Genomic DNA, 25393 nt, shown 5'->3' with positions numbered 1-25393 from the left:
TATTATATCCATTATTGCCAAAGCGTTGCACTTGCTCATTGAACTCGTGAAAAAAATGAAACACCAATCAAAATTTTCGAAAAAATCGGAACTATAGTGTGCCATGTTCCCCGTTGTGTGATTGATCATAATAATGTAATGGGACTATAGTACGCCATGTTGGCCCGTAAAAAGTAAAAGGCTTAATAGATGAGATTGCTTCGTTCCGTGTAGACGGAACTCGCAATGACCCCGATTAGACACTTTGCATCAAACGGGGCAAGCAGGGAGAGATGACAGAAGCGGGAAACCAGTGACCTTTGGTATGTGAGACCAACGCTCTATTCGAGGAGAAGCATTTTGTGCTGGACTGATTAGGGATACAGGAACTCGACTGTCTGAGCATTCACCCAGCCGCCTAACCCGCCCGGCAGCTGGATCAAAAGGTAATCACCGCGAACGTCTTTGACCTGCATTTCAGTTCCATCGTGGAGTAATAGGATTTCTTTATATTCGATCCCCGGTCCGCTCATAGCGTGCGCCTCGCGCGCGATGACAATGGCATACATGCCGGATCGCTCGCCGCGCCACGTGACAAACCCGGCTCCGAAATACATGAATGCTATGAAAAGCGGGATTACCAGGTACGCGAAGATCCTCTTGCGCAAGGACCGGTAGAGGGAAAAGGCGACCGCGCACAAAAGGGCTAGGATCGCGGCTGCCGTGAAAGATTCACGATACGAAAAATAATGCAGCCAGCTGGACAACAGATCGGCGAGCGGGCTGACCGCGTTGGCCGAGCGGTCCAGCCGGTATTGTCGGGCGAACAGCAGGTTGTAATTGATGTCGGGATCACGGGGCGCTAGAAAATGGGCGCGCCGATAACTGGCGACGGCTTTGCCGATGTCTCCGGCCTTGAAATAGGCATTCCCAAGGTTGTAATGCAGGACCGCAGCATTTAAGCCCTGGAGGGCTTGCGCATACGACGCGACCGCGCCTGCGTAGTCCTTCTCGGCAAACGCTTTGTTTCCCTGGTTGTAAAGTTCCACCGGCGTCACAGCCGCGGTCAGCAGGGCAACGCACATCGCCAAGTCGATCATAACGCTTTCAGCAGTTTCTTTGCTACTTTGAACAGCTCGCCCGGGTCCTTTGTCGCCGTGATGGCCGGTGAAAACCTGGCCTGGTCGCAATGGTCGATGATGTCAAGGAGCTGCTGCAGACATTGCGGATCGATGCCCTGCTGCACGCAGGCCGATTTGAGCCGGTCCCGGGTCAGGGCGCCGGTCTCCAGGTTGTAGCGGTCGCCCAGGTAGTTTTGGATCGACTGGGATAGGCAGGCGTAGTACTCATTGACCTGCTGTTTCTTTAAATGGTGCATGACCTTGGTCAACCATTTGTTCAATGCCCTTTTGCACTGAGCCCGCCGGGCATAAGCGCGGTCACCGGCCAGCCGGTCCTGCCGGTTCCGGAAAAAGAGCGCGGCCGCGATGAATGCCGCCGAGATCCCGTAGAGGATCCATAGCCGCGGGTCGGAGTCAAAGGATTCGTTTTGCAGCGAGGGCGCGTCCGGTTTGGTGAAGCGGATATCCGTGCCGAGCACTTTTAGTCCGCCCTGGTTGTCGGTAAGCCCTGCCTGTTTGGTCCCCGTTGCCACGAATACGAGTTTTCCAGTTTCCACGGTCTTGTAAGAGCTGCTCTTAGGATCAAAATACGCGATCCGGATCGAAGGGATCTCATAGTTACCGTCGGCTTGCGGCAGGATCGGATAGCGGAATTCATTCGTTCCCTTGATGATATCATTGGCGGTCTGGATATTTTCCTTCACTTCAGGCTCGAGGATCCTGATGCCAGGTATCGAAGGGATGTGCGGCTTTTCGATCAGCGGGATGTTCCCGGTTCCGTTTATCACCACTTTAAGGTCGATGGGCTCTCCATTGTCAGAGGAAGCGCGGCTCAACGATGCACTTATCGCGAAGGAACCAACGCCGCCGTTGAATTCCGGGGGTCGGCCCTGTAAGGGGAGGGGCAGGACCGTGATAGTAACCGGCTTTGATTCGACTGTGACATTCTGTATAGTCCCGAAAACGTCAAAAAAATCGCGTGGCGGCATAACGACCGCGACGACGATGCTTAAGGGATCGACGATGAGTTTACCTGAAGACATTGGGAATAAGGCGCTTTTTCCTATGACCGCGACATCATAGGGTTTGTTGTTGTATGTTAAGGGCTTGAAGACTATCCTTCCCGATGTGAGTAGCGGTTCAACCCAAAATCCATTCAGGGTCGGCATTTTTGGCGGGCTAAGATCATTGATATTCCGCCGGCTATAAAGATTATACTCTGCCGTGACCTGTTCCCCTTGGTAAACGGTCTTCTTGCTGACCGTGGCAATGACCATCAGTTCGCCTTCCAGCGACGTGCCCGGTTCTACCGGTGTCGTACCTGGCGGCGCGACCGTTGCCGGCGGACCGCCCGTAGATCCCTTGATAACCTGGACCGCGACCGGCTGTGTTTCATAGGTTTTACCATCGTACGTAAGCTTGCAGACACCGATCGTAAAATTTCCTTCTTTGACCGGGCTGAGATAATAGACAAAGCTGATCGAACCCTGCTGGGTCATTTTGCCGTTGATGAACTGGATGCTGGTCGATTGGGAAGACGAACGGTTGGTGACGGTAAAATCCTGCGTGGACGGCAGTTCCGGCGTCGGGATGTTGCCAATGTTCTCGCCGCATACGGTCACGGTGAGCACGACCTGTTCTCCCAGTCCCACGGTTGAGCGGTCTACCGATGCCGAGAAATTGAGCTCCGCAGCGACCGCGAAAACCTGTAGTAAAATCGCGGTTGTCCAGATTTTAAAAAATTGTGATTTGGATATTTGATATTGTTTGGGATTTAGTGCTTGGGGTTTGGAATTTGCCATCAGGATTTTACCAGTCTTTTTCCACATGTTCTTTCTCGATCGGTTCTTTCTTGTTCTTCATGTTCTCTTTTTCGCGGTTCTTCATTGCCTGGATTAGCCGGTTCGCTTCATCCTTGCCGATCTGGTCCGGCTGTGGCTGCGCCTGACCCGGCGGATTCTGTTGCGGTTGCGGCTGCTTCTGCTGGGTCGAATCGCCCTGTGGCTGGCTCTTCATCTTGTCCTTCAGCTGCAGGCAGAACTCAAGATTTTGTTTCGTTTTGACATCGCGCGGATCAAGGATCAGGGCGGTCGTGTACGAGTTTATGGCGGCGTCAAGCTGCTGTTGTTTGAACTGGCAGTTGCCGATATTAAAAAAAGTGTTTGCCTGCGATCTTTTGTTTTTAGTCATGAGCGCCAGTTGGAATTCGCTTATCGCCTCTGGTAGTTTACTCATTTTGTAAAGAGCGCGGCCGATGTTATAGTGAATATCGGTGTTGTCAGGTTCCTGAACCAGCGCTTCCTGGTACTTCTTGTAGGCTTCCTCGTAACTGCCTTTTTTGTAAAGGGCGTTGCCCCGGCGCATGCTGGAACCGACATCCCCATTGAGTAGACTCAATGGGAATGCCAAAAACCAAATCCCCAATACCAAATAAATTTCAAATTCAAAATCCCCAATTTTCAAAAAGGATTTCAGGTAGTTAGACATGTGCGTTTCTCCGCAGGCCCGACCGGATCAAATTCTTGATAAAGGCCGTTGCATGGTCTGGTAACCAAGGCCCGCGCCGGTCGCTGATAAAGAGCCCGGCGAGGATGAAAAGAAACGCGGCGAGCAGGAAGTATTGATAGCGCTCGATATATTCGACGTATTCGCCGCCGCCGATCTCTTTTTTCCTCATCCCTTCGAGTTCGTTGAGAAGGCGGTTTATGTAGAGACCGTCGCTCCGGTAATATCGGCCGTTGCCGGCCTTGGCAATGATCATGAGTTCCCGGTCGGCAAGTCTTGAGATCACGATATTGTTTTCCCTGTCCTTCTTGTACTGGGTAAGGTTACCCTGGGCGTCAGTGACCGGTACCGGCGCGCCTTCGAGCGTGCCCATGCCGATCGTGAATATCCTTATACCCTGGCTAGTTGCGTAATCAACTGCCGGGAGCGGGTTGCCTTCAAGATTATCGCCGTCTGTAATCAGGATCAGCGCTTTGTGGGCGTCCTCCTTGGGGTCGAACAGCGAAGCGGATACGGCCACGGCTTTTTCAAGGTTTGTGCCGGGACGGGGCACCGTGTTCGGGTCGATAATATCCAGAAAAAGTTTGGCCGCTTCGATGTCCGTGGTCATCGGGCACATCACGTAGCAGTCGCCGGCGAACGCCGTGATGCCGACCTGGTTGGTGGATAGGTTGTCAAGCAGTGCAGACAGGTCGGTTTTTGCACGCTCGATCCGGCTGGGCTTGATATCCTGGGCCAGCATGCTTTTTGAAGCGTCGAGTGCCACCACGATGTCAATGCCCTTGCCCTTGTAGATCTGCAACTTTTCACCCCACTTGGGACGGGCCGCGCTGATCAGCAGGCATGCCAGTCCGGCAACGATGAGCGCGTGTTTTAACCACCAAAGCCAGGTATTATAAGATGCGGTAAGCCCGGCGATCAGCGGCCGGTCGATGAAACGCTCCAGGCGTTTTTTCTTCCGGTGATAGCTGATCGCGAGGAGCGCTATGATCCCGGGTACAGCCAGCAAGAGGTACAAAAATTGGGGAGCGCCGTATTTCATGGTAGCCTGCGCAGCAGCGCCGAAGATAAGAACAGCGCGATTCCCAGCAGGATCACGGCAGGGAGCATGAAAATCCCGGCCCTTTCCTGGTACAAGGTATGTTTCGCCACCTTGAAGGTAGTCGGCTCCAGCTTGTCGATCTCATCATATATTGCTTTCAGGGCATCGCTGTCAGTTGCCAGGAAAGCTTGGCCGCTGGTGAGCGCGGAGATCTCATTGAGCATGTTCATGTCAAGGTCAACTTCCACCCGCGCATACTGCTTGCCGAAGACCGGATCGTACACCGGTATCGGCACCGGTCCCTTTGAACCGACACCGATGCAGTAGATCTTGATGCCGTATGCTTGCGCCAGCTGCGCCGCGGTCAGCGGGGCGATCTCGCCCGTGTTGTTCAGACCGTCGGTGAGCAGAATTATGATCTTTTCCTTGGCTTTGGAATCTCTGAGCCGCGCTGCCGCTGTTGCCAGGCCCATGCCGATGGCGGTCCCGTCCTGGATGATCCCCAGGTCAACGCGGTCGATAAGATCAGTGAGCACTTTGTGATCGGTGGTTAGGGGGCACTGGGTCAATGCCTGGCTGGCAAAGATGACCAATCCAATACGGTCGCCAGCTCGTTTGCTGACAAAGACCTTGGCGCGTTCCTTGGCGACATATAGACGGTTGAGCGGGCTGAAATCCTCAGCCTGCATCGTGCCCGATATGTCGAGGCATAGCATTATATCCACACCTTTAGTTTCCTGTTCCTCGTAGATGCGGCCTTTCTGGGGCCGGGCGAGCGCAATGACGATCAGGACGAGGGTGGCGGTGTAGAACGCCAGCGGCATATGCTTGAGGACTCGGCCGCGCCGCGCTGCGGTTTTAAAAAAATCCAGGTTCGAAAAGCTGATGCTGCTTTCCTTTTTTGTCAGCTCCCAGATGACCAGGAGTACTATGGGCACGAGTAGCAACAGGTATGCCGGATGCGCGAAACTCATGCGTCCGCCTTTTCAGTCTGCGGCTTTGTTCCGTTTACCAGGTCCCGCGCCACGATGACCGCGCGCGCCAGTTCTTCGCCCGGTGGCATTACCTTGGCGTACTTGATGAGATCGGCACGAGTGAAGAAGGCGCCGAAATTATCGCGCAATCCAACCCCGCGCAATTTGAGATTATGCAGGATCTCGGTGGTCGTCTGCTCGGCCGCGCTGAATTCGAACCGCCGTTCCAGGTACCGCTTGATGATCTCGGTAAGCGCGTAATAATATTTCTTGACCAGTCCTTTGCCCGTCCATTCCTGCCAGGGCAGCGCGTCGATAGCCTTGAGCGCTTCATCCCAGGGCGGTACCGGCGGTTCAGCATGAACCCTTGATCTCCTGATATTTTTCCAGAGCCTGGACCCGATGATGCCCAGGGCGGCAATGCCGATGGTCAGCGCCATGATCACGAGCAGCGCGTAATTCGGGAATTCGACCGCGGGTTTGAGATCGTTGATGTCTTTCATCCCGGCTGGGAGCACGCTGGCGATCGTCACTTTTACGGGATCGCTGCTAAGCGTATCCACGATCGTGTCGCGTTTGACCAGGAACCTGATCGGCGGGACCATTAGATCGCCGGTGCTGAAAGCTGCGGTCCTCAGCCGGTAGGTGCTGGTGACCGTTCCTTTTTCCTGCACGATCTTGTTCCTGGTGTCAAGAATGACGAATGGCGTCAGCGAGTCGGCATATGGTCCGGATATGCTCTCTGCGGCATCATATTTCAGGGTCAGAATTACTTCAAAGGGATCACCGATGGTAAGTTTCTTGTGCGCGTAAGACGGGGAGAGCTGGGCCGAGATATTAGCCGTCATCAATAACAGTACGAGCATGGTCATTAGCGATATCTCCTCGCCCGGGCCTCAAAGAACGAGCGAAGCTTGTGCGTGTAGTCCTCGGCCGTGCCTAAATCGATTGTATCGATGCTCAGCGACCGGAGCAGCTGGTCGCGCGCGTCAAAACGGGACTGGTTGTACGCGCGGAAACCGTCGATCAGGTTCTGGTTGGACATGTCGACGGTCAATATCTGACCGGTTTCGCGGTCCTCGAGGTCGACCAGGCCAATGGCGGGAATCGCATGCTCCAGGGGATCGGTGATGCTGATGACCACGAGATCATGACGCCGTGCTGCTACTCCCAGCGGGATGCGGATGGTTTCAGTCCGGAAACCATCACCGATAAAATCGCTGATGAAAAAAATGATCGCCCGGTGTTTCAGGATATGCATGAGGAATTCAAGTGCCAGGCCCGGGTCGGTGCCCTTGTGCGCAGGCTGGAAATAGAGGATATCGCGGATCAACCGCAGAGCATGAAATCTGCCTTTGCAGGGCGGGATATACTTCTCCACCTGGTCCGTGAAGAACACAAGGCCGACCTTGTCATTATTTTTCACCGCTGAAAATGCCAGCGTCGCCGCCACTTTGGCGGCCTGTTCGATCTTGAACTGACCGCGTGTGCCGAAGTGGGCTGAACCCGAGGCATCAACGCACAGAATGACTGTCAGTTCGCGCTCTTCAGCGAATTTTTTGACGAACGGCTTTCCCATGCGTGCCGTGACCTTCCAGTCGATCGAGCGGATGTCATCGCCCAGCAGGTATTCACGGACATCAAGGAATTCTATGCCCGTACCCTTGAAGGTCGATTTGTACTCGCCGGCGAAGACAGTATTAACGATCTTCTTGGTGCGGATCTCGATCTCGCGGATCTTTCGGATGAATTCCTTGGAAAGCATAATGGCGAATTATACGAATGGCAACAAATCTATCGAATTCGTGTTATTCGATGTCATTAGTTCCATTCGAAGAGTTTCATGGGACTTCCACGCCGGCCAGGATTTTCTGGATGACCGCATCGGTTGTTATCTCTTCTGCTTCCGCTTCGTACGTCAAGATAATGCGGTGCCTGAGAACATCAGGGGCCAGTTCTTTGATATCTTCCGGGATTACGAAGCCCCGGCGTTTAAGAAAAGCCATCGCCCGCGCCGTGGTCGTAAGATATATGGACGCGCGCGGCGATGCGCCGTACCGGATCAGCCCGGATATTTCCTTGAGCCCGTATTTCTCTGGCTCCCGGGTCGCGAATACAAGTTCCACGATGTAATCCTTTATTTTCTGGTCGATGTAGATCTTTTTGCAGAGTTCGCGCGCGTTGATTATCGCTTTTGGGCTTATGACCGCTTCGATCTTTGGCTCGCCCTGGACCGCGATCCGGTCGACGATCACCTTCTCTTCATCTTTGGTGGGGTAGGTAATGTTGACCTTCAGCAGGAATCGGTCGATCTGCGCTTCAGGCAGGGGATAGGTGCCCTCCTGCTCGATAGGATTCTGCGTGGCCAGGACCAGGAACGGGTCGTCCAACCGGTACGTTTCCTCGCCGATCGTGACCTGGCGTTCCTGCATCGCCTCCAGCAGCGCGCTCTGAACCTTGGGCGGCGTCCGGTTTATCTCATCGGCCAGGATCAGGTTCGAGAAAATCGGTCCCTTGCTGGTCGTGAACTCGCCCGTTCGCTGGTTATAGATCATGGTGCCGACGATATCGGCGGGCAGCAGGTCCGGCGTGAACTGAATGCGCTGGAACCCGGCTTTGATCGCCGCGGCCAGCGTGCGAACGGCGTAAGTCTTGGCGAGCCCGGGAACCCCTTCGATGAGGATGTGACCGTTGGCGAGCAGACCGATGAGCAACCGGTTGATCAGGTAATTCTGGCCGACGATTGCCTTGCTTATTTCCGCAGTCAGAGTCTGGACAATGATGCTTTCTTTCTCGATCTCTTCATGGATCTTTTTGATCTCGTCCTTGATTTCTTCCATGACAATCAGCTCCTTTCTACCTTGCAGGTCGATGACAGTAATGAAAACGCTTGATTACAGTGATATGAGAAAACAAAATAAAATGGCGTTTTCCCAGGCGATTATTCAATTCACGCGACCGTATAATATAATTTGATTATATTCATTTTGACACGGTTTTTCAATATGGGTTTAGTCCAATTCGGCGTCAACCCGCTGGCACCCCTCCGGCAGTTGACGCTGAGCAGATTTTGGATATAACGATGTGTGCGTATCCAGAACCTGGCGTTTGTTCTATTAATACTCACTGTTAACTGCATACCTAAGTGTTGAACATCAGCGACCATTGGAAAAGTCAAGGGGTAATTTAGTAGAGGTGTTATGTTTCTGCGTAAATCGGACATTTTGCCCGCACATTATTGGAGACTTTTCAAGTTTACCGACCATATTCTTTTTCTCTCAGCGCCTTATTATATAACCGACGCCGCTCGATTGTCAAGGCCTTCTTTTCCGACCGTAACTTAAGGATCTCCTCCTTCCGCCCCAGATAAACATCCAAAGGACTTACGTTCTTTAACGCGGTATGCGGCGTCTGCGCGTAGTTTGTGATCGCCGCATCGATCCCCTGCTTCAGTTCCTCCGGCGAGCAGTACACGATCAGGCAGACATGCGCCTTGATCGACCGGTGGAAGCGCTCGATCTTGCCCTGGGTCTGGGGATGATAGGGCGCGCCGAAGATATGGGATACGCCATGAGCGTCCAGGTACTCGGCCAGAACAAACGACGTGAAGCCGGGGCCGTTGTCCGATAAGAGCTGGGGCTTGCGACCGTCCAGGAGATGCCCCAGGATCCAGGCGTTTTCCAGAGCCTTCTCGAAGACCGTGCTGATGCTGAACGCGGTCTCGTCCGGTAGCAGATCCCAGGCCAGGGGATTGCGGGAGTGGTCATCCAGCACCGTGATCTGCTTGTAAAAACCCCAGTTGACCACGAAGTAATGGGTCGCATCGCACTGCCAGATTTCATCCACTGCTTGGGTCTTATGCTGCCATTCCTTCTTGGCTGGCAGGTCCTCGATCGGCAGTTCTTTGCGGAAACCTTCGAGCACGATCCGGATCTTCTCCTCGGCGGTGAACCTGCGCTCGGTCGCCTTCCGGACCCGGCGGATTAATTTGGCCGTGCTGCCCGGCGGTGTTTGTTCTTCAACCGCGGTGTTGGTAACTTCGTCCATAAAACCTCCTCAAAGGGTATAATATTATACCCGGGTTTATGGCCGGTTCAACCTCTCAAGTCTCCAACTAATAAATGTATTTTGTCCAATGGTCGCTGAAACAGAACAATATTGCCCAACACCTGCGTTAAAACCTATTCGGTAGTTCTAGCGTCTAACTAAATGATATGAAACAAATTACAGCAAGTTTTTAACAATAATATCAGTCTAATAGATATTAGATTAGCAGAAATTATTATGAAATAATGATGATATTTTTACTGTCATTTTTAGCAATCGACTCTTTATCTTTAGCGCAGGTCGTTGATATTGCCTTATCTCAGAGTCCGATTTACTATGAATCGAAAATTGCTCTAGATAAATCACGGATCCAATTCTATCAGGCGTTTTCAAATCTTCTGCCGACACTATCCGCAACCGCCGATTACACAAGTTCTAAAAGCGATGGTTCCGAGACCAACTTATATTCAGGTAAGCTGACACTTACGCAGCCGGTTTTTGACCTTGATATCATTAGTTCGATCCTTGTTAGTCATCACCAGTTGAAGAGTACTAATATTCAACACGCAGCGGATATTTCAGGACTGGTTCTGGATGTGGAGAAAGCCTATTACAACCTTATCTATACTAATGGATTATTGAAATCATCAGAGACCGCGATTAAAAGGGTCGACGAAAACAAGCAACTAATCGAGACAAAATATAGAATCGGTGCGGCATCGAAATTTGACGCGCTGCAGGCAGAAGTATCTTACCTGAGTGCTTTACAGGACCAGGCTAAGGCGAAAACCCTTCAGATCACTGCCCAGGAAGAACTGAAAACGCTTCTTGCCACGGACAACTACATCTATCCTATTGATACTCTATCACCGCCGCTTACTTTTGAATTACCTTCGATTGATTCGCTTGCGGCAGTGCTTGTGGAGGTAAATAACAGCATTCATATTGCTCAGGAGTTAGAACATGTGGCACAATTGGATTTAATATCATCTTATCTGGCCTTCGTGCCGAAAGTATCGCTATTTTATGGCTACACATATACTAGTGATGAACTGGTATTTGATTTCCAGCAGTGGAGAGGCGATGCCATTAAAAACTATGGGATCAGTGTCTCCTTCCCGATTCTCGAAATAAAGTCACTTATTTTTAACAATCTCAATGCACGGAAAGAGCTCCAGCTTCAAAAATTTTCAAAAAAGCGGATTATATTAGAAAGTGAGAAATCTTTGCATACCGCTTATTATGGCTTGCTCGAAGCTCATGATCGACTGCAATACGCGTCCAAAGGCCTAGACGCGGCTACCGAAGCAGCAACCATCGCCAGACAGCAATATGCCCTTGGTCTTGTTTCATTTCTCGAGCTGTTGACGACTGAGGACAATCTAAATGCAACCGCGGTTGCACTCGCCTCGGCGATAAGTGATTTCCATGTACAAAGGGCTACTCTATCATATCTCTTGGGCGAGAAAGTGTTAAACAAGGACTAAAAATGTTTGTCTACATTATTTATTCTAAACAAGGATTCTCAGAATCACCGATTAAGTTAGAATGTTGTTGTGAAATTCAATCCGCTCTGGAAGTGGCTGAAAAATTAAAAGCAGAATATTATAATGTTGTCATTGCACAAGAGGTCGCTGAATATCGTTGCGGGGTCAAAATTAGATAAGGAGAAAAGATGATACACATGAAGAAGATAAAAAGAAGAACATGGATTATCATTGGCATCGTCATACTAGTGATCAGTATCGCTTTCTACGTGACGATAAAGAGGCGTTCAAACAGTTTTTTACAATACACCTTCGCACCGGTCGAACGGGGCGATATCGAAAATACAATATCCAGTACCGGCACACTCAGTGCAAAAGGCACGGTCGAGGTTGGCACCCAGGTTTCGGGCACGATCGACAAAATTTATGTGGATTTTAATGATAAAATCCGTAAAGGGCAAGTTTTGGCGGTGCTGGATACTACGACATTGGCCGCTTCGGTCCGTGATGCTGAAGCCAATCTCCTCAAAGTACAAGCTCAGCATGATCTTTCATTGACAAAATATGAAGATGCGCAAGAACTTTACCAAAGCAATTTAATATCAGAGATTGACTTCAAAACGGCAAAAACCGATTATGAAGTTGCCCATGCGGCATTGTTATCTGCCCAGGCAAATTATGAGCGCGCCCGCGTAAATTTCAAATATGCGGTCATTCGCTCACCCATCGATGGAACCATCATTAATCGGAATATTGAACCGGGTCAGACTATGGCCGCAAGTTTTTCAACCCCCACGCTCTTTGTCATTACCAAAGACCTCTCTCAAATGGAAATACATGCCTATGTGGATGAAAGTGACATTGGTCAAATCAAAAAAGGACAAGCAGTGCGATTTACCGTAGATGCGTATCCGGATGAGACATTTAACGGCACGGTCAGGCAAATCAGACTCCAACCGGAGACGATCCAAAATGTGGTCAACTATACCGTTGTGGTGGATGCCGCAAATGATAAGGAATTGATGCTCCCGGGGATGACGGCCACGGTGGATTTTATCGTTGAGCAGAGACAGCACGTGCTCCTCATTTCGAATGCGGCACTTCAGTTCCAACCGACTCAAAAAATGCTCGCTGACTTTCGAAAGAACATGCGGGAAAAAATTGGCCCACCGCCCGATTCGATAAAGCAGGAGATGAAAAACAGGTTACCGCAGGGCGGATTTCCTGGGATGGACGCACAATCTCAAGAAGAGCTGCCCGAGGATGCTGCAATGTTATGGTATTTTGACCATAAGAATACATTGAACATGATGCCCGTCCGTACGGGTGCCACCGATGGCAAGAATACCGAAATCGTTGAGGGGCGAGGTATTACGGAAAGCATGGAATTTATCAGTGGTATTGCGCAGCAAGGAAAACCTAAGGGTACTACAACAAATAATCAGCAGCAAAAGAATCGTGCGCCGGGACCGCCGCCCATTTTTTAAAGGAGTATCAATGGATACTGCCGTGATCAGGATGGAAAAAATAGTCAAGTCTTACGACCTGGGTAGCATTATGGTGAGGGCTCTGCAAGGTGTTAATTTAACGATAAAGAGCAGTGAGTTTGTTGCTATCATGGGCGCTTCGGGTTCGGGCAAATCTACATTGATGAACATTATTGGCTGTCTTGACCAACCGACTTCGGGCAATTATTACTTTGAAGGCATGAACACCAACGTCCTGTCCCGCAATGAATATGCGGACATACGAAACAAGAAAATTGGATTTGTTTTTCAAGGTTTTAACCTGCTGCCCAGGACATCGGCCCTGGAAAATGTTGAACTGCCCTTATTTTATGACCGGACGGGTAGGGTCAAAGACCCAAGAAAGAGAGCTATCGAAGCTTTAGATCGGGTCGGGTTAGGGGACCGTATTGGCCACAAATCTAACCAGCTTTCCGGTGGTGAACAACAGCGTGTGGCAATCGCCCGGGCACTTGTGAATCAACCGTCAATTGTACTCGCCGATGAGCCCACTGGAAATCTTGATTCCCTGACATCAATCGATGTGATGTCGGTATTTCAGGAACTCAATGAACAAAAAATCACCATCGTTGTTATAACGCATGAGCCGGATATCGCTCTTTACGCAAAAAGAATCATTACCTTACGCGATGGCATTGTGCTCCAAGATGCCGTTGTGCAGGAACAACGCAATGCTTTGTCGAACCTGCAAAATCTGCAGCAGGAAAAAGAGAAAATACGCGCGGGGATAGCATAGGACTATGAACTGGAAAAATATGCAACTGATCGCCTTAAGAAGCATAATGAGAAACCGGATGAGAAGCCTGCTTACATCCTTAGGCATTGTCATTGGTGTCTGTTCCGTGATTGTCATGGTTGCAATAGGCCAGGGATCCCAGCGCAGAATAATCAACGAAATCGCGTCGCTCGGTACCAACCTGCTCATGGTCAGACCCGGAACAAGCCGGGCCGGTGGCATTAGTCGAGGAGTCGGGAGTCAAAACCGCTTGACGCTGGACGACGCTGACAAGATTGCCAAAGGATCACAATATGTCAAAGCTGTATCCCCAATGATTAACATTAGTGCTCAGGTGATTGGCGGCGGTAATAACTGGAATAGTTCAGTCAATGGCGTTTCCGCTGACTATCTTGAGATCAAAGATTGGGATCTGGAGAGTGGCGAATTCTTTAATGATAAAGATGTTCAAGCAAGAAAAAAGGTCGCCATCCTGGGAAAAACGGTCGCCGATGAACTTTTTCCGGGACAGGATCCGATCGGCGAAAAGATCCGCATTCAGAACACGCCGTTTACAGTCATGGGGGTGTTAAAACAGAAAGGACAGAGCTCATTTGGTATGGATGCGGATGATGTGATACTGGTACCTTCCACAACCGCTTTATACCGGCTCAAAGGCGGGACTTATATCAACATGATCTTTGTCAGTGCGGTTTCATCGAAACTTATGGATGCGGCTGAAGAAGAGGTCAGCCAACTGCTTCGCCAGGCTCATCGAATAAGACCAGGAGAAGATGATGACTTTTCAATTAATAATCAGACAGAAATAATGGCCATGGCATCCTCGATATTTAAGACATTGACCTTGCTGTTAGGGGCAATTGCCGCGGTATCGTTGCTGGTTGGTGGTATCGGAATAATGAATATCATGTTGGTCTCGGTAACGGAGCGCACGCGAGAAATCGGCATACGATTATCGGTTGGCGCCCGCAGTTTTGATATTTTGACTCAATTTCTTGTTGAGGCAGTTGTGCTCAGTTTGAGTGGAGGGTTAATCGGGGTGCTCGCCGCTTTTGGTCTGACCTTTATCCTAAACACATTTGTCAAAATGAGCACGGTCATTTATCCCCTGACCATTTTTATGGCGGTTACATTCGCCGCGGCAATCGGTATATTCTTCGGTTTCTACCCTGCACGAAAGGCTTCAAATCTCAATCCCATCGATGCCCTCAGGTATGAATAACAATAACGACACTCACCGCAATGAAGATACAGATGCACAAACGGTCAAAGAAGTAATGCAAGGGGATGAAAATGCTTTTGAGCGATTGGTAAAGAAATACCAGCAGCCGGTTTTTAATATAGTCTACCGGTACGTGGGGAATTATGATGATGCAGAAGAGGTTGCCCAGGAAGTCTTTATGAAAGTATGGCACCATGCCAAGGGTTTCAAGGGAAAATCTAAGTTTTCGACCTGGCTCTTCCGAATTGCAGTAAATCAATGCCTGGACCACCGGCACAAAAACAAACGTCCAGTTGAATCACTTGATAACATAATACAAAAAGAAATAACTCCGGAATCGCTCAAATATGAACGTAATGCTGAACTTGAAAGCAAGCGAAAAATCGTGAGAAAGGCAATTGATGAATTACCAGAGAGACAGAGAATGGCGCTTGTTTTATCCAAGTTTGAGGAAAAACCATACAAGGAAATAGCCCAAATCATGGGCACATCCCTATCATCCGTGGAATCCCTGATTTTTCGAGCTAAAGGTAATTTAAAAAAGAAATTACTTCCGCTTAAGGAAAATGGTAAGATCAAACCCCGCATCTGCAAGGATGCATTATTGTGCTAGAATTCAGGTGTATGGTGAATCGCAAGTTTTTGGAAAATATCACAGTCAAAATAAGTAGGAGAAGAAAATGAAATGCGCAAAGATAAGAAAAAGACTTTCTGCGTTCATGGATGGTGAAGTATCTGAAGAAGAAAAACTGCAGATTTCGATACATCTGGAGTTTTGTGACCGGTGCCAGCAGGAACTGGTTGAACTAACGCAAGTTGCGGACACTCTCAGTCTTATCGAAAAGGCACAGGTCTCCCCATATTTCATGGCCCGATTAAATCAGAGGATTGCTGAAGAAAAACCAAGACGTCATGTCTACTGGTCACTTTGGGAGACAATAAAGCATGCCGTCATCCCGGTTACCGCTGCTGTCCTGGTTATTTTCTCTTTTGTATTAGGTCATAGTTTGGGAAAAGCAATATGTCAGACAAAGATCACAAATGCATCAAAAGCCCAAGCTGAATTGACTAATCTCATGGGCATTTCTTCATTCGACAGACTCACCGAAGGTTCTTTGACTAGAACCTACATTGATTTGGTGAGCGGGGAGGAACAATGAGCAAGAAACTTTTAATTATCATACTCCTTGTTTCGGTCGCCATAAACCTGGGAGTCATTTTTACATTTGGTTATAATCTATGGCAGGAACACAATTTTCGAAGAGGCCACGGTCCGGGTCCGGATATGATGGGTCCGATGCCAGACTGGCGGCATAGCCCCTTGCGATACGAACTCAACCTCACTGATGAACAAATTGAGAAACTAAATATCATACAGGAAGAGATGCAGCCGATAATGTCTTTGTCGATGCAGGAAATGTTGAAAACCAGGAAAGAACTGGTCACCCTATGGATGGAATCTGAAACCGATTCCACTAAGGCCGATTCCCTGTTTCAAAAGCTGACCACGGCGCAGATCGAAATGGAAAAACAGATGCTGACGCACCTCAAGAAAATAAGCGAGGTGCTTACTCCGGAACAACGAAAACGGCTATTTACATTTTTCGAGAGAGGACCGATGTCTCCCAAGATGGCACCCGGGGCAATGAGGCCGGGTAAAGGCGAAATAAGATAAAGGAGAATTCAAATTATGAAGCACAGTCAAAATAGATACTATCACTCCGGTGCTGATGGCTATCCATTATCAGCGCATGCGACAGCAAGAATCTATCATGTTATACGATCGGCTGCAGTTTTTTCAATCTTATTGGCGACTGGATGCGCCCAGCCGATCGAACTCAGCAGCCGATGGCGGGATTGTGATATTGCCATTGGTGAAATCGATTCGGACTGGGGAATCGCCACGATGTATGTTCCAAAAGCCAAAATTGCGGTGACGATGATTAATGATGAAGAATATCTATATGTACGTCTCGCTTCAAGGGATCGCAGCGTGCAAGCTCAGGTGATGGGCATGGGCCTTACATTATGGTTTGATCCACGCGGTAGTAAGGGCAAGACATTCGGAATCCATTTTCCTCTTGGAAAACAAGATTCGGATATGCCTCTTATGACCGGAGGCAGGGAAGGCGATCCGAAAAAATTTGAAGAAATGCTGCGAGAGACAATGAATAAACTGGAAATTTTGGGTCCAGGTAAAGAGGAAATCCGCAGGATGTCAACCGGAACCGCCGAGGCGCAAGGACTGAATATCACAGTAGGGATGTCGAAGGGCAATCTTATTTATGAATTGAGAATTCCGCTGACTCAAGACGAATGTCACTCAATTGCGGTGGGGATTAATCCCAGTGACACTGATACAATTAAGGCAATTGGCATTGGGTTCGAAACGCCCGAGTTTGACATTAGTAAAATAAAGAAAAGGACAGAATCAGAAGGAGAAAAGCCGGAAGGAATGCCGGCTGAAGGAGGTTCGGGTCCGCCACCAGGAGGCATGGGTCGTATGCCTGGTGGCGGGGTGCCTGGTGGCGGACCACCTAGTGGAGCTAAACCCGAGCGCCTTAATGTCTGGACGGTTTTAAAATTGGCTTCACGGCCATCGACTGCTGAATAATTCCTACATGTCATCGCGAGCTCGCATGATAACTATACTACTCAGCACTCTCGTGTTGTTTCCCGCCAGAGCTTCATTAACAATTGATGAAAAAGTCGAAAATATAAGTTTTTCTATTACTTCCTTTAATTTCTTTAGAAAAAACACCAAAGGATATGAAGAATATCGATATGAGAAGGATAGTACGATCTTTGTGAAAATACCGGCTGGTGAATTTTGGATGGGTTCATGCCCAGGTAATGGAGAAGAAGACGAACATCCGCAGCATAAGGTGAATCTTGATGAATATTACATCGCAAAATACGAGGTGACAAACGAGCAATTTGAGAAATTTATCATAGAAACCGGCTATAAAACCGATGCTGAAAAAAATGAATATGGATTTGTTTACAACGGCTACAAATGGGAATCTAAAACCAATGTAAATTGGCGTTATTACTATTCAAAAAGCCGGGAGAGACATCCGGTGGTCATGATCTCCTGGAATGACGCCAAAGCCTATTGTGACTGGGCAGGATTACAGTTGCCAACCGAGGCAGAATGGGAGAAGGCAGCAAGAGGTACTAATGAACGTGAATACCCCTGGGGTAATGAATGGTCTCCATCAAAATGCGCTGCGCTTGGAACAGACATCGGCCTGCTGAGATCAAAACCCGGCTATATGGATATGGGTGGCGGTCACAGCACAATACCGGTTGGTCATTTTATTGACGGGGTTTCTCCCTACGGTTGTTATGATATGGCAGGCAATGCCTGGGAGTGGTGCGCAGACCGGTATGATTCCTGCTATTATTCATCCAGTCAATATTGTAATCCGACCGGACCCTTGACCGGCGGTTACCATGTTCTCCGGGGCGGGTCGTGGCAGGCGGTGTCCTGGAACTGCCGTTCGGCGTTCCGGATCTGGTCGGTACCGCACTTCCAGCGCTCGATATATGGGTTTCGTGTGGCGTACTCCCTATAGCATAGCCCAGGAGTCTGACATGCCAAATATCATATACTGTATTGTTATACTTGCTCAGACCTTCGGACAGAACAAAGTCCAGTATAAGGATCTTAGCTACCAGATCCTCAGCACTGAGCATTTCGACATATATTTCTCGCAAAGTGGCAGTGATCTCGCAGCATTTGCCGAAGAAGTTCTCGAGGGCGGATATGCGATGCTTGCCGAGAACCTCGGTATTGAAGTCGGATTCAGGATACCCGTAATTCTGTATAATTGTCCCAACGATTTTTCCCAGACAAACGTAACCTTAGAACTGATTGAAGAATCCACCGGGGGTTTTACAGAAACGCTGAAAAACCGAATGGTCATTCCATTTACCGGTGATTACGAAGACTTCCGGCATGTTCTGGTCCATGAACTCAGCCATGTTTTTCAGTTTAAAATTTTCTTCCCGTCGAAATTAGGGGCGATTCTCTCCGGCGATCTTTTCTACTCGATTCCACTGTGGGCAATGGAAGGATATGCCGAATTTTCATCAGTAGGGTGGGACATGGAAGCCGATATATTCATGCGCGATTTGATAATGAACCACGAGGTGATACCCCTTCCTGCGTTAAGCGACTATAATGGGTATATTATATACAAAGAGGGCCAGGCATTTTATGCATACATTAATGACAGGTACGGTCCGGAAAAGGTTGGCGAGTTCCTGCACGCTATCAAGACAAAAGAGAATCTTGACGCGGTTTTCATTAAACTTTTTGGCGTAACGGCCGATGATTTTAACAAACAGTGGATCAGATATTATGAAATGAAATATTTCCCCAAGATAAAGCTGCAGGATAATTTTGACAACTTAGCGCGGATAGTATACGACCACAAGAAGACTAATTCCCTTTACAATACGTCGACCGCGATTTCTTCCAAAGGCGACAAGATTGCATTCATCAGTGACCGGTCAGGGGTTGCTGAAGTTATAATTGTATCGAGTATTGATGGCAAGGTGCTTAAAAACCTGGTAAGGGCTGAATATTCCTCTGGGTATGAAGGTCTGCATCTTTATCAAGGAGGTCTTTCCTGGTCTCCGGACGATGAATATTTGACCTTTTCGGCGAAATCAAAGGGTAAGGATGTTCTATATGTTTTCAACGCTCAAAATGGCAGCCTTCAAAAAAAATGGGAGTTTAACCTGGATGGAATCTATTTGCCGAAGTTTTCCCCTGACGGCGAGCAAATTGTTTTCTCGGGATTGAAAGATGGCTACTCAGATATTTACCTTCTGGATATAAAATCCGGTGCAGTCAAGAAAACAACCGATGATGTCTACACTGATAAATATCCGAGTTTTTCTTCCGACGAGAAGATGGCATTCGTTTCTGATCGTCCTGATTCCACCGAAGAGTATGACTATGGCAACTATGCTGTCTTTACTTGCGCTAATGGCATTATTTCACGTTTAACTCCAAGAACAAGTTACGTGGCATCACCCTTCTTTAATCCGGAGGGTGGTATATTTTTCGTTGCTGATTATGATAGTGCGTATAATCTTTACTGGTTTTCAAACGACAGTCTTAAGATCATTAAAAAAACCGATATCCTTACCGGTATCTACTACCCGACAATTTCAGCAGATGGCACCAAAATCGCCTTTTCCTACTTTAACGATTTTGGTTATGACATCTGTGTGGTCAAAGAACCGTTGACAAAAATGGATGAAAGGGAAACGCCGAAAGACATGATAGGGGAATTTGCTTATGATAAAACCGCATTGGATAATGAAATGGTCAAAAATTATACACCAAAATTTACCGTTGATTATTTTTCACTGGGCGCCTCTTATTACTCATCAATAGGGGTCTCAGGACTTTGCGAAATTGGCTTAAGCGATATCCTGGGCAATCATCACGTCGAAATAGCGTTTGATCTCTATGGAGACCTGCTGAATTCTGACATGCACCTAAATTACTGGTATCTTAAAAAGAAAATGGACTTTGGATTTGGGTTGTTTCAATATCTTAATTATTTCAGTGAGGGCTATGATTTATTTGTTTGGAAATACGTAGGATGTGGTGGGATCATGCAATACCCATTTGACCGATTCTTTAGAGCTGAATTAGGACTCTACGCTTTCAAGATCTATGAATCTCGGTGGGTAAACTATTTCCCATGGTACTCTTCTGATGTCTGTATTGAAAATAATTACAACTTCTTTTATCCAAGCATAGCATTTGTTTGGGATAACGCGAAGTGGGGTCAAACTGGTCCGAGTGACGGGCACCGGGTGAGACTTGAAGGTTACGCTACTATATGGAGTGATTTTAAAATTAGAAGCTGCGTATTAGATTACAGAAGATATTTCCGATTATCACCACGGGCGAGTTTTGCCGTGAGATTAGTGGGTGTAACCAGTTTTGGCCCGGATGTTGAGCACTGGTCAATTGGTGGCTCGTATTCACTTCGGGGTTTTGATAACTATGCCTTCGGTGGTTCGAAATTGGCGTTTGCCAATTTTGAGTATCGATTTCCTTTTATTGACCGTTTAAACATTGCCTTTCCCCTACCACTAGAGTTCAGAAATATTCGGAGTGCTCTTTTTGCTGATTTTGGTGGAGTGTACACAGACTCATTTGCAGTATACAATACCAGCGGCGGGTTTCACCTACAGGATCTTAAAATGGGTATCGGAGCAGGGTTAAGATTCGATTTTCTGTCGATGATATGGCAATTTGATGTTGCTCGGGCATATAATTTTCAGGAATTCACTGATGACTGGAAATTCCATTTTATTATTGGCTCAGAATGGTAATGACATGTCGTCCTTAATCATCGTATTACCATTCAATGGCCGTTGGAATATTTCCATTATGTGCTTGGCGGTTTACTACTTCGCTATATCAAACCCATAAATTCAGAAAAATCAGGTATTTTTCACCCTGGTGCTAAATCTGTGCCATCTTTTCACCAAAATACATTACCATAGACAGAATTCACGGTAATAGACAGAATTGTGCAAACGCTGAACTGGATTTCATCCATGCGATTTTCAATGATTTTTAGGGAGTTTGAAAAAGTATTGAAATCGGTTTATCTCTCAACACAAATTTCGAGACGTGCCGGGAAACCGCTGCACTATTCCTTTAAAAATTATGAAACAGAGTTACGTTGTGATCATTGCCGCGACCGGCATCCGGCGGCCGGCACCGAAAGCCTTCGATGTTACTTTAAGTCCGGGCGCCGCCTGCAGTCTTTTATACTCGCTTTTATGGACCGCCCGGACCACCCAGGCGACGGTTTTGGCGTCATACCCGAGTTTGACGATCTCATCCACTGATTTTCCCTCTTCGACATAATGCTGCAGTATCGGGTCCAGGACCTCGTAGGGCGGCAGAGTGTCCTGGTCTTTCTGGTTAGGGCGGAGTTCTGCCGAAGGGGGCTTATCGATGACCTCCTGCGGTATGATCTGGGACTGACGGTTCACGTGGTGAGCCAGCCTGTAGACCATGGTCTTGGGAACATCCGATATGACCGCCAGACCGCCGCTCATATCGCCGTAAAGCGTGCAATAGCCGACCGCGATCTCGCTTTTGTTCCCGGTCGTAAGCACCAGATGACCGGACTTGTTCGATATTGCCATGAGAATATTACCCCGGATACGCGCCTGGACATTTTCCTCGGCGACACCCATGGGCGTATTCGCGAACTGCTCCCGCAGTGTCTTGAGGTATGAATCAAAAACGCTCATTATCGGTATGATCTCATATTTTATGCCCAGGTTGTTCGCGGTCTTCCGTGAATCCTCGATGCTCCCCTTGGTTGAATATGGTCCCGGCATGGTCACGCCCAGGACATTGGATGCACCGATCGCATCACGGGCAATGACCGCCACAAGTACAGAGTCAATGCCGCCGGACAGCCCGATGACCGCCTTTTGAAAACCGCATTTTCTCATGTAATCGGAAAGACCCAGCACCAGTGCGTCATAGACCGAACTGATACGGTCGCATGGCTCGTACCCCCTGGGGTTACCGGCCTGCGCAGTATCGATCACACTGACCGACTCCTTAAAAGACGGCAGTATCGTGATCACGCCACCGCTGCTGTCCAGACACATGGACCGGCCGTCGAAGACCAGCTCATCATTGCCGCCGATCTGGTTGACGAACACAAAGGGCTTTTGGTGCTTCTGGCAATGACCGCGTATCAGTTTGTACCGGACTTCCTCTTTTCCCATGCAGAAAGGCGACGCGGCAATGTTAATCATCATGGTCGCCCCCTTTCCGGCCAGCTCGGCGACCGGATCGCGGGCATATATGCTCCTTGGCCAAAGCTCAGGGCTGTTCCACGCATCCTCGCATATTGAAAGCCCCAGTTTTTCGTTCTTGAATGGCATCGGATCAGCCGGCGGTCCCGGATCAAAATACCGTGCTTCGTCAAAAACATCGTATGTGGGCAGGAGGACCTTGCAGTGCATTCCGATCTTATGACCCCTGAAGACAAGCAGGCCGGCATTATACAAACCCCGTCCTGTATCCTGACCGGTCATTTGCGGCGCGCCGAAAATGATGCCGGTTTCCGGATAGCCATTCGATATCTTGACGACCTCTTCAACCGCGTCCTGCGCTGTTCTTACAAACCAACTGCGCTCGAGCAGGTCCTGCGGCGGATACCCCGTTAGGAACAGTTCCGGGAAGACGACCAGATCTAACCTTTCATTTTTGTACCTGTTCATCGTTTCGATAAGCCGGGCAAGGTTGCCCTTGATGTCGCCGACCACCGGGTTCAGTTGCGCCAGCGCCACTTTCATAGAAAGATTATAGTAATCACTGATGAGTTGTCAATATGCGCCGGGCTTCCCGCGTCCCACTCTGGGACATGATCCGGATCCTGACCGGTCACGCTTTTCACCTGGCCAGGACAACCGGATAAAAAACCTTTTGATTTAAACAGATAAAATAGACGCCGTTTTCTAGCTTGGACAGGTCAAGCACGGCGTGACTTGCCGCCAAGCTCTTTTGTATATTGTTCATGGGAACGATCCGGCCTGTTCTGTCAAAGATCACAAGATCAGTGCCGGGACCGATTGCCCGTGGTTCTAGATAGATCAGACCCGATGTAGGATTTGGCCAGAGATTCGTCGCCAGGGATCCGGTTCCATTGCGCTGCGGACCGGGGATCAACACTTCTTCGACCGCGATGACCGAGCCGACATAGATCGAACCCGAACTGCCGTTCTCGCCGTCACCGTATCCGCCTGTGCCGCCGCTGCCGCCATCAACGCTCATTGCAAGGTCTGTGGTGTCAAGCACGGTGCTGTATAGCAATTTGATGCGGCCACCACCGGCCCCGCCGCCGCCCCCGAACGACGCGCTGCCGCCGTATCCGCCGTCAGCGTAAAGCGATGACAGGTGGGAAGTCAGGGTATCTGTCCTTATCAGAATGCCTCCCCCAGAACCGCCGCCGCCGTCTTCCATTGAAGCATCCGCCCCATTCGCCCCGTTTGCCATTATGCCTGATGAATCAATGATAACCCGGCGCGCCTTCAGATAGACCCTGGCGCCTCCGTTGCCTCCCCACCCTTCAACCTGACTGAGCCTGCCCGCACCACCGCCGCTCCCCCGCTCGATGATCGTATCAATCGGGTCACCGTATGATGGACCGCCGATGCCGGGGTTCGTGTCACCGCCATCACCGCCGACTCCGCCATATCCGGCACCTCCGCCTCCGCCGCTCGTACCTGATTGACCGGCGCCCGGTCCCCAGCCGTCAGAATGTGAGTTAGTTCCACCAGGAAAGCCCAATCCGGTCCCGTAGATCATGGATGAATCATGAATATGAATAGTATTTGCATGAAGCATTAACCATCCGAGCGTATCCGCGCTCACGGCACTGCCGGGCCTTACTCTGAGCCGGCCGCCGTTTACTAAATGGACTTTCAGATTGTAGTTGTGAACCCCGCAGATGACCAGACTGTCGTTGTTAGATACAAGCAAACTGTCTGCATCCTGGTATACATAATTGAATAGGCAACAACACAGCAACAATATTGGCATAATACCTCCCATGTTCTAGTCTTATTCAATATACCGCTTTTCAGGCCTCTGGTCAAGGTATGAAACACCCCTTATGTTGACTTTTTTTTGCTAATATATATAATATTAGCATGCTCAAGGAGCTATCCGAGCTTCCCGGCGTCAGCGGTGACGAACATCTGGTCAGTGATTACATCAAAAATGCGATCAGCGGCCATGTTTCGGAGATCACCGAGGACGACTATGGTAATCTGATCGTCCGGAAAGGGGATCCTGCCCGGCCGCGCATTATGCTGGCTGCGCATATGGATGAGGTAGGATTCATGATCACGGGCATAGAAAAAAGCGGCCTTTTAAAATTCAAAACCATCGGCCTGAGCCCGCAAGTCGTGCCGGGTAAGAGGGTGATCATCGGCAGGAACAAAGTTCCCGGCGTTATCGGGAATAAGCCGATCCATCACAGCAAAAAAGATGATTTGGAAAAAATACAGGAAATAAAGACTTTAAGCATCGATATCGGAGCGAATTCGAAAGAAACCGCTCAAAAGATCGTGGAGATCGGCGAGCTGGGTACATTTGATACGGAGTTCCGAGAACAGGGCGATATCATATACGGCAAGGCTTTTGACAACCGATTGGGATGCTACATGCTGATGCAGATGATACTGCAGACAGACCTGCCGCTTTACTACGCTTTCACGGTACAGGAAGAAGCCGGTCTGCGCGGCGCGCGGATCGCCGCGTACCGGGTGTCCCCGGATCTCGGGATCGCGGTGGATACGACGAGCTCCGGCGAGTGGCCGTCAGAAAAGGACGTGCCGTTGTATCCGGTGCTCGGCAAAGGACCGGCCGTGACGATCACCGATTCGTCGCTCATCTGCGACCGGAATCTGGTACGGCTGATTGAAAAAACTGCCGCTGATCATAACCTGCCCTACCAGATAAAACGACCCATGATCGGCGGTACCGACGCCGGGCCGATCCACCTGACCAAGGAAGGGGTCCCCAGTGCGGTGGTCGCGGTGCCTGCGCGTTATATCCACTCACCCATGTCCATTGCCTCCAAAAAGGATGTGGATACCGGGATCAAGCTGCTTTCATTATCGGTCGAGAACATGCTGAAGGAATACGCGGTCAAGAGTTAGCCCTTTGCACAAAAAACAAG

22 protein-coding genes are annotated in these 25393 nt (G+C 49.2%); 11 read left to right on the top strand and 11 right to left on the bottom strand.

Annotation, left to right across the window (positions count from 1 at the left end; translation table 11 throughout):
* Positions 1-353 precede the first annotated feature (353 nt).
* The 9 genes from VF399_12845 to VF399_12805 form a co-directional block, all read right to left on the bottom strand.
* Positions 354-1079, bottom strand: a complete 726-nt coding sequence (locus VF399_12845) for a tetratricopeptide repeat protein (protein ID HEX7321229.1) — start codon at positions 1077-1079, stop codon at positions 354-356.
* Complete coding sequence (locus tag VF399_12840) at positions 1076-2929, bottom strand: BatD family protein (protein HEX7321228.1); 1854 nt, start codon at positions 2927-2929, stop codon at positions 1076-1078. Before VF399_12840 ends, VF399_12845 begins: the two co-directional genes overlap by 4 nt.
* Entirely contained in the window at positions 2910-3497 is a 588-nt protein-coding gene (locus tag VF399_12835; GenBank protein ID HEX7321227.1) for a tetratricopeptide repeat protein, read from the bottom strand. The genes VF399_12840 and VF399_12835 overlap by 20 nt, the downstream gene beginning before the upstream one ends.
* A gap of 82 nt (positions 3498-3579) precedes the next feature.
* Positions 3580-4647: a VWA domain-containing protein gene (locus tag VF399_12830; protein ID HEX7321226.1), complete on the bottom strand. Its 1068-nt coding sequence runs from the start codon at positions 4645-4647 to the stop codon at positions 3580-3582.
* The gene (locus VF399_12825) at positions 4644-5621 is read right to left on the bottom strand and encodes a VWA domain-containing protein (protein ID HEX7321225.1); all 978 of its coding nucleotides are present in this window, start codon (positions 5619-5621) and stop codon (positions 4644-4646) included. Before VF399_12825 ends, VF399_12830 begins: the two co-directional genes overlap by 4 nt.
* Positions 5618-6493, bottom strand: a complete 876-nt coding sequence (locus VF399_12820) for a hypothetical protein (protein HEX7321224.1) — start codon at positions 6491-6493, stop codon at positions 5618-5620. Before VF399_12820 ends, VF399_12825 begins: the two co-directional genes overlap by 4 nt.
* Positions 6493-7386 carry a DUF58 domain-containing protein gene (locus VF399_12815; GenBank protein HEX7321223.1) on the bottom strand — a complete coding sequence of 298 codons (894 nt, stop codon included), beginning with the start codon at positions 7384-7386 and terminating at the stop codon, positions 6493-6495. The genes VF399_12820 and VF399_12815 overlap by 1 nt, the downstream gene beginning before the upstream one ends.
* Positions 7387-7462: 76 nt before the next feature.
* Positions 7463-8452: a MoxR family ATPase gene (locus VF399_12810; GenBank protein HEX7321222.1), complete on the bottom strand. Its 990-nt coding sequence runs from the start codon at positions 8450-8452 to the stop codon at positions 7463-7465.
* A 424-nt stretch (positions 8453-8876) separates the two neighbouring features.
* A complete protein-coding gene (locus VF399_12805; GenBank protein ID HEX7321221.1) occupies positions 8877-9668 on the bottom strand; it encodes a DDE-type integrase/transposase/recombinase in 792 nt (263 codons plus the stop codon).
* Positions 9669-9913: 245 nt separating this feature from the next.
* On the opposite strand from VF399_12805, the gene VF399_12800 reads away from it, so the two are divergent.
* The 10 genes from VF399_12800 (at position 9914) to VF399_12755 (ending at position 21005) form a co-directional block, all read left to right on the top strand.
* Entirely contained in the window at positions 9914-11155 is a 1242-nt protein-coding gene (locus VF399_12800) for a TolC family protein (protein ID HEX7321220.1), read from the top strand.
* A gap of 197 nt (positions 11156-11352) precedes the next feature.
* On the top strand, positions 11353-12642 hold the full coding sequence (locus tag VF399_12795) for an efflux RND transporter periplasmic adaptor subunit (GenBank protein HEX7321219.1): 1290 nt from the start codon (positions 11353-11355) through the stop codon (positions 12640-12642).
* A gap of 10 nt (positions 12643-12652) precedes the next feature.
* Positions 12653-13417, top strand: a complete 765-nt coding sequence (locus tag VF399_12790; protein HEX7321218.1) for an ABC transporter ATP-binding protein — start codon at positions 12653-12655, stop codon at positions 13415-13417.
* Between the two features lie 4 nt (positions 13418-13421).
* A complete protein-coding gene (locus VF399_12785; protein HEX7321217.1) occupies positions 13422-14639 on the top strand; it encodes an ABC transporter permease in 1218 nt (405 codons plus the stop codon).
* Entirely contained in the window at positions 14632-15252 is a 621-nt protein-coding gene (locus VF399_12780) for a sigma-70 family RNA polymerase sigma factor (protein HEX7321216.1), read from the top strand. The genes VF399_12785 and VF399_12780 overlap by 8 nt, the downstream gene beginning before the upstream one ends.
* Positions 15253-15319: 67 nt before the next feature.
* Positions 15320-15799 (top strand): anti-sigma factor, encoded by a 480-nt coding sequence (locus VF399_12775; GenBank protein ID HEX7321215.1) that lies wholly within the window; start codon positions 15320-15322, stop codon positions 15797-15799.
* Complete coding sequence (locus VF399_12770; protein ID HEX7321214.1) at positions 15796-16314, top strand: Spy/CpxP family protein refolding chaperone; 519 nt, start codon at positions 15796-15798, stop codon at positions 16312-16314. The genes VF399_12775 and VF399_12770 overlap by 4 nt, the downstream gene beginning before the upstream one ends.
* Before the next feature lie 15 nt (positions 16315-16329).
* On the top strand, positions 16330-17253 hold the full coding sequence (locus VF399_12765) for a hypothetical protein (GenBank protein ID HEX7321213.1): 924 nt from the start codon (positions 16330-16332) through the stop codon (positions 17251-17253).
* Positions 17254-17446: 193 nt separating this feature from the next.
* Entirely contained in the window at positions 17447-18217 is a 771-nt protein-coding gene (locus VF399_12760; GenBank protein ID HEX7321212.1) for a formylglycine-generating enzyme family protein, read from the top strand.
* 19 nt (positions 18218-18236) lie between these two features.
* Positions 18237-21005, top strand: a complete 2769-nt coding sequence (locus VF399_12755; protein HEX7321211.1) for a hypothetical protein — start codon at positions 18237-18239, stop codon at positions 21003-21005.
* A 351-nt stretch (positions 21006-21356) separates the two neighbouring features.
* Here the strand turns inward: VF399_12755 and VF399_12750 are convergent, their stop codons facing one another.
* Both VF399_12750 and VF399_12745 read right to left on the bottom strand, forming a co-directional pair.
* On the bottom strand, positions 21357-23003 hold the full coding sequence (locus VF399_12750) for an NAD+ synthase (protein HEX7321210.1): 1647 nt from the start codon (positions 23001-23003) through the stop codon (positions 21357-21359).
* A gap of 97 nt (positions 23004-23100) precedes the next feature.
* On the bottom strand, positions 23101-24249 hold the full coding sequence (locus VF399_12745; GenBank protein HEX7321209.1) for a T9SS type A sorting domain-containing protein: 1149 nt from the start codon (positions 24247-24249) through the stop codon (positions 23101-23103).
* Positions 24250-24359: 110 nt separating this feature from the next.
* Between VF399_12745 and VF399_12740 the strand changes: the two genes are divergently transcribed.
* Positions 24360-25373, top strand: coding sequence for a M42 family metallopeptidase (locus VF399_12740; protein ID HEX7321208.1), 1014 nt, complete (start codon positions 24360-24362; stop codon positions 25371-25373).
* The last annotated feature ends 20 nt before the right edge of the window (positions 25374-25393 follow it).

The organism is bacterium, assembly GCA_036382775.1.
GTDB lineage: Bacteria > Hydrothermota > Tepidihabitantia > SM23-42 > JAOAFX01 > DASVHD01.
Note: the sequence above shows the minus strand (reverse complement) of the source record. Positions and strands in the feature narration are given on the sequence as shown.

Bases quoted from the DNA above. Each gene is read 5' to 3' on its own strand.
- VF399_12845 (HEX7321229.1), bottom strand. From the start codon at position 1,079: ATGATCGACTTGGCGATGTGCGTTGCCCTGCTGACCGCGGCTGTGACG.
- VF399_12840 (HEX7321228.1), bottom strand. From the start codon at position 2,929: ATGTGGAAAAAGACTGGTAAAATCCTGATGGCAAATTCCAAACCCCAA.
- VF399_12830 (HEX7321226.1), bottom strand. From the start codon at position 4,647: ATGAAATACGGCGCTCCCCAATTTTTGTACCTCTTGCTGGCTGTACCC.
- VF399_12825 (HEX7321225.1), bottom strand. From the start codon at position 5,621: ATGAGTTTCGCGCATCCGGCATACCTGTTGCTACTCGTGCCCATAGTA.
- VF399_12820 (HEX7321224.1), bottom strand. From the start codon at position 6,493: ATGACCATGCTCGTACTGTTATTGATGACGGCTAATATCTCGGCCCAG.
- VF399_12815 (HEX7321223.1), bottom strand. From the start codon at position 7,386: ATGCTTTCCAAGGAATTCATCCGAAAGATCCGCGAGATCGAGATCCGC.
- VF399_12805 (HEX7321221.1), bottom strand. From the start codon at position 9,668: ATGGACGAAGTTACCAACACCGCGGTTGAAGAACAAACACCGCCGGGC.
- VF399_12800 (HEX7321220.1), top strand. From the start codon at position 9,914: ATGATGATATTTTTACTGTCATTTTTAGCAATCGACTCTTTATCTTTA.
- VF399_12795 (HEX7321219.1), top strand. From the start codon at position 11,353: ATGAAGAAGATAAAAAGAAGAACATGGATTATCATTGGCATCGTCATA.
- VF399_12790 (HEX7321218.1), top strand. From the start codon at position 12,653: ATGGATACTGCCGTGATCAGGATGGAAAAAATAGTCAAGTCTTACGAC.
- VF399_12785 (HEX7321217.1), top strand. From the start codon at position 13,422: ATGAACTGGAAAAATATGCAACTGATCGCCTTAAGAAGCATAATGAGA.
- VF399_12780 (HEX7321216.1), top strand. From the start codon at position 14,632: ATGAATAACAATAACGACACTCACCGCAATGAAGATACAGATGCACAA.
- VF399_12775 (HEX7321215.1), top strand. From the start codon at position 15,320: ATGAAATGCGCAAAGATAAGAAAAAGACTTTCTGCGTTCATGGATGGT.
- VF399_12770 (HEX7321214.1), top strand. From the start codon at position 15,796: ATGAGCAAGAAACTTTTAATTATCATACTCCTTGTTTCGGTCGCCATA.
- VF399_12765 (HEX7321213.1), top strand. From the start codon at position 16,330: ATGAAGCACAGTCAAAATAGATACTATCACTCCGGTGCTGATGGCTAT.
- VF399_12755 (HEX7321211.1), top strand. From the start codon at position 18,237: ATGCCAAATATCATATACTGTATTGTTATACTTGCTCAGACCTTCGGA.
- VF399_12750 (HEX7321210.1), bottom strand. From the start codon at position 23,003: ATGAAAGTGGCGCTGGCGCAACTGAACCCGGTGGTCGGCGACATCAAG.
- VF399_12745 (HEX7321209.1), bottom strand. From the start codon at position 24,249: ATGCCAATATTGTTGCTGTGTTGTTGCCTATTCAATTATGTATACCAG.
- VF399_12740 (HEX7321208.1), top strand. From the start codon at position 24,360: ATGCTCAAGGAGCTATCCGAGCTTCCCGGCGTCAGCGGTGACGAACAT.